Origin of the sequence: Pseudoclavibacter sp. JSM 162008, assembly GCF_041366455.1 — a bacterium.
GTDB lineage: Bacteria > Actinomycetota > Actinomycetes > Actinomycetales > Microbacteriaceae > Pseudoclavibacter.
Window position 1 is genome coordinate 1 of record NZ_JBEWYX010000018.1, and the last position, 13,003, is coordinate 13,003.

11 protein-coding genes are annotated in these 13,003 nt (G+C 67.6%); 6 read left to right on the top strand and 5 right to left on the bottom strand.

Going from position 1 to position 13,003, the window contains the following annotated elements; genetic code table 11:
- The first annotated feature begins 613 nt into the window (after positions 1-613).
- On the top strand, positions 614-973 hold the full coding sequence (locus ABVF28_RS13955; protein WP_371030936.1) for a hypothetical protein: 360 nt from the start codon (positions 614-616) through the stop codon (positions 971-973).
- On the opposite strand, the gene ABVF28_RS13960 is transcribed toward ABVF28_RS13955, so the two are convergent.
- The 5 genes from ABVF28_RS13960 to ABVF28_RS13980 all read right to left on the bottom strand — a co-directional run bounded on the left by ABVF28_RS13960 (position 924) and on the right by ABVF28_RS13980 (position 7,194).
- Positions 924-1,232 carry a hypothetical protein gene (locus tag ABVF28_RS13960; RefSeq protein WP_371030937.1) on the bottom strand — a complete coding sequence of 103 codons (309 nt, stop codon included), beginning with the start codon at positions 1,230-1,232 and terminating at the stop codon, positions 924-926. The two genes, ABVF28_RS13955 and ABVF28_RS13960, sit on opposite strands and share 50 nt — an antisense overlap.
- Positions 1,232-1,450, bottom strand: a complete 219-nt coding sequence (locus ABVF28_RS13965; protein ID WP_371030938.1) for a glutaredoxin family protein — start codon at positions 1,448-1,450, stop codon at positions 1,232-1,234. Before ABVF28_RS13965 ends, ABVF28_RS13960 begins: the two co-directional genes overlap by 1 nt.
- Before the next feature lie 50 nt (positions 1,451-1,500).
- Positions 1,501-1,992: an SOS response-associated peptidase gene (locus tag ABVF28_RS13970; RefSeq protein WP_371030939.1), complete on the bottom strand. Its 492-nt coding sequence runs from the start codon at positions 1,990-1,992 to the stop codon at positions 1,501-1,503.
- A gap of 530 nt (positions 1,993-2,522) precedes the next feature.
- Complete coding sequence (locus ABVF28_RS13975; protein WP_371030940.1) at positions 2,523-6,140, bottom strand: glycosyl hydrolase; 3,618 nt, start codon at positions 6,138-6,140, stop codon at positions 2,523-2,525.
- A 220-nt stretch (positions 6,141-6,360) separates the two neighbouring features.
- On the bottom strand, positions 6,361-7,194 hold the full coding sequence (locus ABVF28_RS13980) for an SDR family NAD(P)-dependent oxidoreductase (protein WP_371030941.1): 834 nt from the start codon (positions 7,192-7,194) through the stop codon (positions 6,361-6,363).
- Between the two features lie 81 nt (positions 7,195-7,275).
- Between ABVF28_RS13980 and ABVF28_RS13985 the strand changes: the two genes are divergently transcribed.
- The 5 genes from ABVF28_RS13985 (at position 7,276) to rhaS (ending at position 12,822) form a co-directional block, all read left to right on the top strand.
- Positions 7,276-7,884, top strand: a complete 609-nt coding sequence (locus ABVF28_RS13985; RefSeq protein ID WP_371030942.1) for a TetR/AcrR family transcriptional regulator — start codon at positions 7,276-7,278, stop codon at positions 7,882-7,884.
- A gap of 179 nt (positions 7,885-8,063) precedes the next feature.
- Positions 8,064-9,572 (top strand): sugar ABC transporter ATP-binding protein, encoded by a 1,509-nt coding sequence (locus ABVF28_RS13990; RefSeq protein ID WP_104310154.1) that lies wholly within the window; start codon positions 8,064-8,066, stop codon positions 9,570-9,572.
- Positions 9,572-10,624, top strand: a complete 1,053-nt coding sequence (locus ABVF28_RS13995; protein WP_371030943.1) for an ABC transporter permease — start codon at positions 9,572-9,574, stop codon at positions 10,622-10,624. The genes ABVF28_RS13990 and ABVF28_RS13995 overlap by 1 nt, the downstream gene beginning before the upstream one ends.
- Complete coding sequence (locus ABVF28_RS14000) at positions 10,621-11,694, top strand: ABC transporter permease (RefSeq protein ID WP_371030944.1); 1,074 nt, start codon at positions 10,621-10,623, stop codon at positions 11,692-11,694. Before ABVF28_RS13995 ends, ABVF28_RS14000 begins: the two co-directional genes overlap by 4 nt.
- A 96-nt stretch (positions 11,695-11,790) precedes the next feature.
- Complete coding sequence (rhaS, locus tag ABVF28_RS14005; protein ID WP_104310157.1) at positions 11,791-12,822, top strand: rhamnose ABC transporter substrate-binding protein; 1,032 nt, start codon at positions 11,791-11,793, stop codon at positions 12,820-12,822.
- Positions 12,823-13,003 lie beyond the last annotated feature (181 nt).

The following is a 13,003-nucleotide window of genomic DNA, read 5'->3' on the forward strand; positions in this document are numbered from 1 at the left end:
TAACGGGCGCCTCGAGCACCTCCGCGGTATCGCGCTCGGCTTCCGGAACCTGACCCACTACATCGCAAGATCACTCCTCGAGACCGGAGGATTCAGGCCCTCTCTACACTCTCAAACGCGATGAGCCAGGAATCTTTCATCGGCCCGACGGTGAAGGAGTGGACATTTCGGGAACGCTGGATAATTACGCGCCGGACGGGTTGGGAGGGCGGCAGCATCCCTGGCGCTTGGTCCTGGCGTGCCTGGGCGATCTCAGGGCTCTCCACGGCTGGGGACCGTTCGTCCGCCAGTCGACGGGAGAGCGTTGCAAACGCCTCGTCGAGCGACGGGGACGCGGTGCGGTGACCTGCTGCGCCTTGCGAGCGACTTCACGGATCGACTGGCGGTGGCCTCGGGGGTCCTGTCCCACGTCGAGGTCACTGCAGATGAGCGCGCAGAGACCGTCTCGCACAGGTTGACGAGCACCGCGAGGCGACTGTGCAGGTGCGCTCGCCGGCGGCGCGATCCTTCGTTCATCTGCACAACGAGTGCTCGCGCGGTCACGTGCGGGATTCGTCTATCTCAGCGCTTCTGGCCTCGCTGCGTGTCGGTGGTCGGCGGGAGCATGCGCGCCGTGTTCCCTTCGTTCGATCCTGGCTCCGACGTGCCATCCGCTGAACTCGTGCCCACTGCCTACGCTCTGGCAGCGCTCACCTTGCGCTGCGGGCGCATCCACTACGTGGGCATCAAGGGACGACCCTTCGTCAAGGAGATTCAGTGGGTGCCGCTCGCGACGCGCCCCGTTGACGGTCTCTCATGGCTGCTGTGGGAGAAGGTGCCGCCTTGCTATCCGAACTCGCTGCGCGAGCTGCCCGCGACGGGCCTGGAAAGCGCAGCCGTGTTCGTCGACGGTCACCGATACCTGGCGGATCGACGCAATTACCTCACCGACAGCTACAACCAGCTGCAGCCGGGTGCGTGGATGGCGAATTGACCGGTGCCTGGCCCAACTCGTCGATGAGCTCGGTCGCGGTCGCGGCGACGCTCTGGAAGTGATCGCGTTCCGCAGTGGTGCTGTCTTCTCGCTGCGCCTTGTCGAGAGCGTCATTCGCGTAGTCCTGGAGCGCGTTGACCAGGATCGCGTACCGGTCGCTGCCTGTGAGGTCGAGGGTCACGATGCGGGTCTGCTGCTCAGCCGTGGAGGCAGTCTCGCAGCTGCCACCGACAGTCAGGCCCGGAATGACGAGCGCCATTAGAGGAGGGTAGCCACCCTGTCGATGTGATCGGGACGGAACCCAGACCAGTGGTCCTCGTCATCGACGACCACGACGGGCGCTTCGGTGTACCCGAGCTCATTAGTGATGTATGCGTGGGCGGCAGCATTCTCGTCCAGGGTGTCGTCGACCTCGACGAACTCGATCCCTCTGGCGGCCATGGCCTTCTTGGTGAGCTCACCGCACGCAGCGCTCACCGGTCGTGTAGACCCGCACCGCCTCGCTCACGACGTCGCCTCGGTCTCCGCTAGAGCGTGACAGGTTCGATGAGGCTGGCATCGGTGCGGTCAAGCTTGCGGACGTTGTTCACGGCTTGAGAAACCGGGTGCGTGGTGATCGTCGCGGCCACGGCCACGGCCGCCGACGTCTCGTCGAGCTCGTGCAGCATGGCGTCCTTGTGCTCGATATTCTCGGCGCTGGTCCACAGGTCGAACATCTCCGGTTCGAGGAACATGGGCATGCGGTCGTGGATCTCACCGGAGGCGTCCTTGGCTTGGCGGGTGATGATCGTGAACGTTGAGCGCCACTCGTCGTTCTCGTCCTTATACGCGGCTTGCAGCCCTGCTGCGGCCAGCACGGTTGCGCGGGAGGAGATGAAGTACGGCTGCTTGCCGTCTTCCACTTCTTCCCACTCGTAGTAGCCGCTCATCGGCACGATGCAGCGGCTCCCTGCGAACGCGCCACAAAACAGCTTCCTGCGATCGGCCCGGAATCGATCGTTTCTGGTGCCGGAGTCCACGAGGGTTGACCACGAATAAGCACTGAGGATTCAGTTCCTCCTGGGCTAAACGTGGCTTCACGTGCGTTGCCACCAGGGTCCCGGTAGTGCATGCTCGCCACCGCCCTGTTCTGTTGCCTGGCATGTGGGCCGTGCTTCTGCGTCTTTTTGTGCGGCCGCGGCGCCGGTGTGCCAGGTTGTCTCCGGTGCGCCGTGGAGGTCATTTCCCTTGTCTTGATCGCGCCAGCCTTCGCGTGCGCAATCGTCCTCGCTCGACCCGCGTGGTTGGGTGGCTGGTGGCCCGGTGCGAGTGCTCGACGCGTTCTTGGAGCGGCAGCGACGGAAGCGGTCGCTTCTCCGAAGGAAACCTGTGGCAGCGGATGGTTCCGCCGCAATCGTTCATCTCGGCGTCTGAACGACGTGCGCGCGGCCATCTTCGACCTGCGGCAGGACGCGGACCGGGCATGCCTGAGGAGGCTGGAGTCTGACCAACGCGGCCCCTGCATCCACACGTTCGTGCATGCAGGGGCCGCGCCCGGTTCTGCTCTGGACTACTCGATGCTCGCGCGTCCGCGGCGCTTCTTGATGAGGAACGCCGTCCCTGTGCCCGCGAGGACGACCCCGAGGAGCGCGAGGAAGCCGGCGAGACTGCCGTCGACGCCCGTCGTGGCGAGGTCGCCGTCCTGTCCGCCAGTGTCAGAGCCGCCGTTGCCGGGGCCGGCTGTCGGCGCGGTCGTGCCCGTCCCGCCCGTTGAGGTCGGCTGCGGCGTGGGCTCGCCCGTCGGCTCGGGGCTCACGGTCGGCTCGGGCGCGGCGAGCGCGACCGTGTCGCGGTAGGGGGTCAGCGTGATGGGACCCATGAGTCCGGTGCGCTGGTTCTCTGCGGTCTGGTAGTTCGAGTCGCCGGTCGCCTTGACGGCGTTGAACATGGTGGTGGCGACGCGCACGACGACCGAGTTGTCACCGGGCTCGAGGTGGTGTCCGAGATCGATGCGCGATCTGTCGGCCTGGTTCACCGTGACCTGCTCGCCATTCACCCAGACCTGGGCGGTGTCGAGCACATCCCCGAGTCCGAGGTAGGCGCCGTCCGTTTCCTTCCAGGTGTCGGGCAGGGTGACCGTGGTGCTGTAGGTGCCGAGTCCGGACGCGCTGCTCAGGTCGACATCACCGGAGATCTCGAGCCAGGACGGCAGCTTTCCGTCAGCGTCTGCGGTGATCTCGATGGCCTGCTGGTCGGTCTTGAGCGTCTTGGACGCCGTCATGCCGGTGGAGTCCGGCCCCGGGCCCCACGTCTGAGCGGCCAGCGACCAGGCGGTCAGCCCCTGAGCCGGTGCCAGTCCGCTGACCTCGGTCGTCGTGGACGTGCCGTCGCTGAACTCCGTGCGGAACGTGCCGTCACCGGTCGAGCGCACGGAGACGCTGCCGTCCGCCGCAGCTGCGAGCACCTGCGCGTCGCTCGCGACCGCATGCGTGCCCGGCTGCTTCTCGTCGACGAGCGCGAAGATGGCGGTGTCGTGAGCGGCGACGTCGATGGAGACCGTGACGCTGTCACCGTCCTGCGTGAACTCGCCGACCGGCCTCACCTCGCCGGACCACGGGTCCAGCTGGTAGGGGCGGCCGGTGCCTGCGAGGGTCAGCGTCTGCTGGACTGCCTCGCCGGATCGGTTGTACACGAAGTCGTACGTGACGCCGTCGGCTGCGCGCCGCACGAGGCCGAGCGCCGAGCCCTGACCGCTCGGGGTCGCGGCGGGCGTGATCGAGTCGCCGCCGAGAGCCGAGGGCAGCTCCGCCTCGGTTGCGAGCTGCGTGACGCTGGGCTGCGCGAGGAGCTCCGCGACGACGGTCGCCAGCTCCTCGGCGCCAGGCTCAGCCCCGGTCAGCTCGCTCGGCGCCTGCCCGACGACGTAGACCCGCAGGCCCTGCTTCGCGAGGTCCCGCAGCGAGCGTGCCCCATCGAGGGAGATCGTGCGCTGGTCGTTGAGGACGACCGCCTTGTACCCGGAGCGGTCGCCGAACAGGCCGCCGTCCGCATCCGGTGCCAGGCCCTCTTCTGCGAGGAACTGGGGTGCGAAGTAGTCGTAGGTGTACCCGGCCGACGAGGTCGCGGAGTCGGTGCCGAGCATGTGCTGCTCAGCCTGCTGGCCGCTCACCGACGAGCCCTTGAGGCCGAGATCCTCGTAGTAGACGCCCAGGTCGAGCTTCGCCTGGCCTTCGCGCAGCACGAACTGGGTGCGGGCGAGGGCATCGTTGACACCCGTCATGTCCTCCCAGTTGGCCTGGCGGGGTCCGAAGACGTCGTTCACGTTGAGCGCGCCGAAGATGTCCCACGGCTGGTAGCCGGGCCAGGTGCCGCCATCGCGACCCGCTATCCCGACCCCGGTGGGGGCATCCGGGTACGCGAAGCCGTGCCACACGAGCTGGTTCACGCCTCCCGCGTAGCTCTTGTACACGCTGTCGAGCAGGCCCTGCGAGTACTTGCCGCCGAGGACCGAGCCCTCGCCGCTGTCCGAGAACTGCCCGCCGATGTTGGGTCCGGCCATGCCGGAGCGGTAGCCGCCGAAGAACACGGCGCAGCACTCGACCGAGACGACGTCCTTGCCTGCGAGGTGCGCGCCCCCGCTGACGGCGCGGTAGTTCTGCTCAGCTCCGAGCGGGTTGGGGCTGCCGAAGTTCAGCGACTCGCCCTCTGGGATGCCGGCTGCGGAGGAGGCGTGCGACGTCGAGGTGGGGAGCCCGTACGCCTGCACGCGGAAGTCGAGGCCGTGCGTCTGCGCCCACGACTGCATGGGTGTCACGTACTCGTCGACGAACAGGTCGCTGATCGTCTCGCGGTAGTCCTCGCGGGCCTTGTCGCCGATGTCGCCGATCTCGAACGCCGCCTCGTGCGCCCCCTGGATGCCGATGCCGGCCAGGGCGGGGAGGACTTCGGTCGCGTCGTAGCCGCGGCGCTCCTCGAACTGCTCGAGGAAGCTCCAGGTCCATTTCTGGGATTCGCCGAGTTCGAGGGAGTCCTCGAAGATGGCGCCGCCGCCGACCTTGTCGAGGTTCGTCTTGACTGCGTCGGTGAGGATGTTCTCGTCCCAGAAGTCGGCCTGGATGTCGACGCCGCCTCTGCCGAGGTGATCGACGACGTAGTTGGGCTGCGTCGCCGTGTAGCCGCCGCGCTGCCCGACGAGGCCGGATGCGGTCTGCTGGAAGTCGATGACGGCCCAGCGGGTGCCGTCGGTCGGGAACGTGTAGTCGAGCTGCCCGTCGACGACCTTGTTGGTCACGTCGAGGATGGTGCCGGGCACAAGCGCGGCGGGGCCCTCGCTGCCGGGTGCGCAGTCGGCTTCGCACTGCGCGATCACCGTGCGGAGGCGAGTGGTCTCTGCGACGTTCACGAGGGGCGCGTCGGCCGCGTGATCGGCCGAGATCGGGGTCACGGTCAGTGTTCCGGTCGTGCCGAGGCGGTCGCCGACGGCCGTGACGCTGACCTTCTCAGCTGATCCATCCGCCCCGAGCGTCACGACGTCGCCGATCGCGAAGCCGCCGAGACTCGAGACGGTCAGGCTCGTCTGACCCGCGGTCGCCGCCTCGGCGAGCTTCGTCGCGACCGAGGGTGGCGTCGTCAGGGGCGCCGGCAGGGCGCCGGCGATCGTCTCACCCGGCGCGTGAGCTGACCAGCCGAAGATGAGCTGCTGCTCTGCTTCCGGTTGGTTGAAGCTGTTCAGAGTGGGAACGGTCGGCGGGTAGTGCGGCCCGAGGTTCTGGTCGACGATGAGGCCCAGCTCGGCGGCCTTCTCGGTGATGACCTCCATCTTGTGGGCCCATGCGGGTGTGCCCCAGCCGTATTCGGCCAGGAACGCGTTGCTCTGATTGCCCTCGCCGGCGACGATGAACGGCGCGACCTCGACGCCGCCGGCTCCGGAGGCGGCGATCTGGTCGAGCTGCTCGCGCAGCACGCTGTCCTCGGTGTACGCAAGCGGCATCCACCACCGGAACATCGGTCGGACGGATGCGGGTGGATCCGCGAACGCGGCGGCGTCGATGACGGGTGTCGTCGCCGGGGGAGTGATCGGCTCGGCAGTCGCCGGGGCGGCGAGCAGCGGAGTGAGGAGGACCGAGAAGGTCGCTGCCGTCGCGAGCGCGACGGTGCGGCGCTGGTGGCCTCGAGTTGGTTGGGGCACGGGTGTTCCTTTCCCTGCGCGAGGCAGGATGTGTGGGTTCGATTCGCCTGTGAAACGATTCATGTAAAGGTCGGAAACCCCCGCTCCCTCGACTGCTCGGGGGAGCGGGGGTGACGGGCTCAGGCCTGGATGACAGCCCCGCCGTCGGCGCTGAAGTTCTGGCCGGTGATCCAACGGCTGTCGTCGCTGGCGAGGAAGATCAGGACACTCGGCGTGGACATCAGATCGTCTCCCCGGCGTCGGCGAGCAGCGTGCTGCCGGTCATGACCACCGACAGGTCACTCGCGGCGAAGAGCACGACGCGCGCGATGTCGTCCGGAGTGCCGGTGCGGCCGATCAGGCTCTGGTTCATGACGTCGAGGTCCGGCAGCTCCACGCCTGCGGCCTTCGCGGCTTCCATCCCGGCTGCGGCTGCGGCGATGTTCCCCTCGGTCGGCACGTAGCTCGGGGCGACCCCGAGCACGCGGATCCCCATCGGCGCGAGGTCGAGTGCGAGTGACTTCGTGAGGCCGTTGGCGGCGTGCTTGGAGCTCGCGTAGGCGGCCATGCCGGGGAAGCCGACCTTGAATCCAGCCGTGGAGATGATGTTCACGATCACGCCGCCCGAACCGCCCTGGCTCATGTGCCTCGCGGCTTCACGCGAGCCGAGGAAGGCGCCGCGGGTATTCACCGCGAACACCTGGTCCCACATCTCGTCTGGCATGTCGAGCACGGGCGCGTTCGGGAAGATGCCCGCGTTGTTGACCCAGATGTCGATCCCGCCCAGCTGCTCTGCGGCGAGGTCGGCGGCGGCGGCGATGGACTCGGTTCGGCTCACGTCGGCCGCAGTGGCGATGGCTCGTGTCTTGTGCTGCGTCGCGATCTGCTCGGCTGCGGCCTCGGCGCCTCCGCGGTCGAGGTCGAGGATGAGCAGATCGGCGCCGGCCTCGGCGAGCCGTTCGCAGATGGCGCGGCCGAGACCCTGTGCTCCACCGGTGACGACTGCGCGGCGCCCTCTCAGCGAGATGAGGTCGGTGATGGGCGCTGTCGAGACGTCGGGGAACGGGTACGGCATGAGACCTCCACGTTGAGTTCTGAGCGAGTATTGGCAGAGTATGTCAATACTCCGACGTCGGCAAGGAGGAACAATGTGGCTATGAGTGAGACACGACGGCCCGGTCGTCCCGCGTCCGCGGATCACGGCCAGCTCCGCAGTCAGATGCTGCAGATCATCCTCCGCGACGGATACGGGCACGTCACGATGGCGCAGCTCGCCGCGGAGGCCGGCATCAGCGTGCGCACGTTGCACCGCCACTTCCCGTCCAAGGCCGACATCGTCTGGCAGGGCGCGGAAGGCGGGCACGAGGCGTTGAGGCGCGAACTCGACACGGTGGATCCCGAGCTGCCGGTGCTGCAGGCGCTCGCGGTCGCGGTCGGCAGGGTGTTCGACCTCGAGGCGGAAGATGAGCCGACCGCGCGTCTCCGGCTCCGCGCCATCGCGGCCATGCCGCCCGAGCTGTCGTCCCGCCCCGATGCGTACTCGGGGTGGCGAGCGGAGACGGCAGCGTTCCTGGCGCGCAGGCTGGGCCTCGGTCCGGACGACCTGGTCGTGCGGGCGGCGAGCGCGGCCGTCCAGGCGACGATGGCGGAGGCTCTCTCGTGGTGGGCGACGAACGCCGGTTCGCGCGAGAGTGCCCACTCGGCGATCGAGCGGGCATTCCTGGGGTTGGAGGGCGCGCTGGTCCCGAGCCCCGGTGGCGCGTGACGCTCCCGTGTAACAAGTCCGCATCCCCCGCTTGACGTTTTCTGCGAGCGTCGCGTAGTGTCACATCCAGTCGCTTGAAACGATTCACAAAGTCGGTGAACGCCAAGCGGATCACAACGCTCAATCCAGAGCACCTCCCTCAACACCCCGCAATACTCAACGAAGAGAACGGAGCCACCGTGACGAGTTCGCAAGTCGTACTCGAGCTGCGCGATGTGCAGAAGTCATTCGGATCCGTCGTCGCACTCCGATCCGGCACGATCGCCGTCGAGTCCGGTTCCATCCACGCACTCGTGGGTGAGAACGGCGCCGGCAAGTCCACGCTCGTCAAGATCGTCGCTGGCCTCTACCAGCGCGACGCCGGCACCTTCCAGCTCGGCGGCGAAGACGTCAACTTCACATCCACGGCCCAGTCGAAGGCCGCGGGCGTCGCGGTCATCTACCAGGAGCCCACGCTCTTCCCTGACCTCTCGGTCACCGAGAACATCTTCATGGGCCGCCAGCCCACGAACCGCTTCGGCCGCATCAACCGCGCAGCGATGCGCGATGAGGCGAAGGCGCTGTTCGCCAGACTCGGCGTCAACATCGACCCCGACCGCCCGGCCGAGGGTCTCTCCATCGCCGACCAGCAGGTCATCGAGATCGCCAAGGCCGTCTCGCTCAACGCGAGAGTCCTCATCATGGATGAGCCGACCGCCGCCCTCTCCGGCGTCGAGGTCGACCGCCTCTTCGCCATCGCGCGTAGCCTGCGCGATGAAGGCCGAGGCCTCATGTTCATCTCCCACCGCTTCGACGAGGTCTTCGCGCTCTGTGACAAGGTCACCGTCATGCGCGACGGCAGCTACATCGCCACGAACCTCATTAGCGAGACGACGGTGGATGCGCTCGTGCAGCAGATGGTCGGCCGCGAGGTCACCGAGCTGTTCCCGAAGCAGGACGCCGTCATCGGCGAACCCGTCCTCGTCGTCGAGGACCTCGAGAGCCCCGGCATCTTCCACGACATCAACTTCACGGTCCGCTCCGGCGAGATCGTCGGCCTCGCCGGCCTCGTCGGCGCCGGCCGCAGCGAGGTCGCCCGCGCCGTCTTCGGCGTCGACAAGTATAAGTCGGGCCGCGTCACCGTCGACGGCAAGACCGTCAAGCCGGGCTCACCCGTCGCCGCCATGCAGGCTGGCCTCGCGCTCATCCCCGAAGACCGCCGCAAGCAGGGCCTCGTCGTCGACTCCGGAGTCGGCGAGAACATCACGAGCGTCATCCTGAACCAGCTCACCAAGCTCGGCGTCATCAGCGGCCGCAAGCAGAACGACGACGCCCGCGAATGGGCAACGAAGCTCGAGGTGAAGGCGCAGGCGCTCGACACGATCGCCGGCACCCTCTCCGGCGGCAACCAGCAGAAGGTCGTCATCGCCAAGTGGCTCGCGACGAACCCCAAGCTGCTCATCATCGATGAGCCGACGCGAGGCATCGACGTCGGCACCAAGTCAGAAGTGCACCGCCTGCTCTCCCAGCTCGCGGGCACCGGGATGGGAATCCTCATGATCTCCTCGGAGCTCCCAGAAGTCCTCGGCATGGCCGACCGCGTGCTCGTCATGCACGAAGGCCGCATCGCCCAGGAAATCGATCGCAGCCAGGCCACCAGCGAGAGCGTCATGCGCGCCGCGACCGGCGCAGTGACGGTGGTGCTCTGATGACCACGACCACCACCCAGGGGCCGCACCCCACCGCCGGCGCACCCATGCCGCCCAAGAAGGCCCTCCGCTTCGGCAACTTCGGCAAGGCGCGCGAGCTCGGCATCCTCCTCGCCCTCGCGATCGTCCTCATCGTCGCGACCGTCGCCAACCCGAACTTCCTGTTCAGCCCCGACGGCTGGCGCGACCTCTTCCTGACGCCGTCCATCCTGCTGCTCGTCGCAGTCGGCCAGGCCATCGTGCTCATCACCCGAAACGTCGACCTGTCCGTCGGCTCCGTGATCGGCCTCACCGCCTTCCTCACGGGCCGCCTCTTCATCGACTTCCCGGGCATCCCGATCCCCGTCGTCGTCATCGCGGCCGTGCTGTTCGGCGCGATCCTCGGCTTCGTCAACGGCGCGCTCGTCGCCTACGTGCGAGTCCCCGCCATGGTGATCACGCTCGGCACGCTCTACGCCTACCGCGGCATCAACGTCATGTGGGCTGGATCGAGCCGCATCAATGCAAGCGACATGCCCCGCGACTTCCTCGGGCTCGGCACCGGTCAGATCCTCACGATCCCGATCCTCACGATCGTCGCCGTAATCGTGCTCGCCATCGCAGCCTGGGTTATGAAGAACACCCGCCCAGGCCGCGAGTTCTACGCCATCGGCTCCGACCCCGACGCCGCGAAGCTCTACGGCCTCCCCGACGTGCGCCGCGTGCTCACCGCGTTCGTGCTCTCCGGCGCGCTCGCCGGCCTCGCCGGAGTGTTCTACGTGGCCCGCTACGGCACCGTCAGCTCCCAAGCCGGAGCCGGTTGGGAACTGGATGCCGTGGGCGCTGCCGTCATCGGCGGCGTCGCCATCACAGGTGGCGTCGGAACGCTCTGGGGTGCAGCCATCGGCGCGATGCTCCTCATGACCATCAACCGCGTGCTCCCGCTCGTCGGCATCCCGGACTTCTGGCAGCGCGCCGTCGTCGGTGTGCTCATCCTCGCCGCGATCGTGCTCGACCGCGTCCTCGCCATCCGCCAATCCCGCAAGCTCGTCGAAGCGAGGGAGGAATCATGACCGCTCTCACGACCCCAACGTCGTCCGCTGCCACGCAGCGCACCATCGAGAACTACTCGCAGCCAGCCTGGCGGCGGATGCTGTTCACCCGAGAGATGGCGATCGTCGCCCTCCTCGTCGTGGTGTGCGTCGTCTCCATGGCCGCGGTGAAGGGCTTCTCGCAGCCCATCACCATCACCTACCTGCTCATGGACGTCGCCGCGGTGCTCATCATCGCCCTCCCGATGACGCTCATCATGATCACCGGCGAGATCGACCTGTCGGTCGGCTCCATGGTCGGACTCTCCAGCGTCACCACCGGCGCCCTCTACCAGGCGGGCCTCCCGTTCGAGGTCGCAGCCCTCGCCGCGATCATCGTCGGCGTCATCGGCGGAGCGTTCAACGGCTTCCTCGTCACCAAGGTCGGCCTGCCATCGCTCGCCGTCACCATCGGTACGCTCGCCCTCTTCCGCGGCATCGCGGTCGGCGTCCTCGGCACCGCGGCGGTCACGTCGTTCCCCGAGTTCTGGACCGACATCGCGAAGGCCAAGATCGTGGGCACGCCCCTGCCCGCCATCATGATCCCGTTCCTCATCCTGCTCGCGATCTTCATCATCGTGCTGCACTACACGCCCTTCGGACGCGGGGTCTACGCGATCGGCCTCTCCAAGGAAGCCGCCCACTTCTCGGGCGTCCCCGTCGGCCGCACGAAGTTCATCCTGTTCGTGCTCTCCGGCGCCCTCGCGGCCCTCGCCGGCATCTACTTCACGCTGCGCTACGGCTCAGCGCGAGGCGACAACGCGACCGGCCTGGAGCTGCAGGTCATCGCGGCGGTCGTGCTCGGCGGCGTCTCCGTCTTCGGCGGACGCGGCAAGCTCTTCGGAGTCGTCGCAGCCGTCCTCCTCATCGGCGTCCTCGCGAGCGCCCTGCGCCTCGCCAACGTCACCTCCGACGTCATCAACATCATCACCGGAGTACTCCTCATCGCCTCCGTCGTCGGAGCAAGCCTCCTGCCCAGGATCCGCCGCAAGCGGCCCAGGGTAGAGAAACCGCTGGTCGGCAAGACCAGCGGGACAGTTCCGAAGGCCTGAGCGGCCCCACGACCTGAAGCTCACATCCACCCACACACGCAACACCCCAACCGTCGCCCGGAACACCGAGCGGCTCAGTACCCGAAGGGAAACCCCATGAAGCTCGCAACGAAGCGGCTGAGCGCAGCTGGCGCACTCGCAGTGAGTGCAGCACTCGTGCTCACTGGATGCACCACCGGCGGCGACGACACCGCAGCAGGCGGCGGAGACACCGGCAACCTCACCGTCACCTTCCTCCCCAAGAACCTCGGAAACCCGTACTTCGAGGCGTCCAGCGTCGGCGGCCAGGCCGCTGCCACCGAGTTCGGCGGCACCTTCGCCGAGGTCGGCCCGTCGGAGGCAACCCCCGACGCGCAGGTCAGCTACATCAACACCCTCACGCAGCAGGGCGTCGGCGGCATCGTCATCGCCGCCAACGACCCCGAAGCCATCTGCGACGCCCTCAACGAGGCCCGCGACGCCGGCACGAAGGTCGTCACCTTCGACTCCGACACCAACCCGGAGTGCCGCGACCTCTTCATCAACCAGGCCGACGCCGACGGCATCGCCAAGGCCCAGATCGACCTCATCGCCGAGCAGATCGGCGGATCCGGCGAGATCGCCATCCTCTCCGCAACGGCCAACGCCACGAACCAGAACGCCTGGATCGAGAAGATGGAAGAGTACGTCGGCACCGAGTACCCCGACATCACCATCGTCGAGACCGTCTACGGCGACGACGACGACCAGACTTCGTTCGACAAGACCGCAGCTCTCCTCCAGACGCACCCCAACCTCAAGGGCATCGTCTCGCCCACGACGGTCGGCATCGCGGCTGCAGCACGCTACATCCAGACGTCCGACTTCAAGGGCAAGGTCGCGGTGACCGGTCTCGGCACGCCGAACCAGATGCGCGAGTTCGTCGAGGACGGCACCGTCACCTCGTTCGCCCTCTGGAACCCGGAAGACCTCGGCTACCTGTCGGCCTTCGCAGCCCAGGCACTCATCGCCGGCGACATCACCGGCGCTGAAGGCGACACCTTCACCGCAGGCGAGCTCGGCGAGTACACGGTCGGCGCCGACGGCACCGTCCTCCTCGGAGAGCCCTTCGTCTTCGACAAGGACAACATCGGCGACTTCAGCTTCTAAGAACCGAGCAGCTGAAGGCGGGCGCCAGTCGCCACGCCGAACCGAACTGCAGACGCCGCGCCGGGGCCACCTCCCGGCGCGGCGTTTGCGCATCCCGCTCACTGCACGCCCGTCGTTCCCCGCGCATCCCCGCGAGTGCATCCATGCGGGAGATGGATGCTCGTCGCGCAACGAAGCTGCG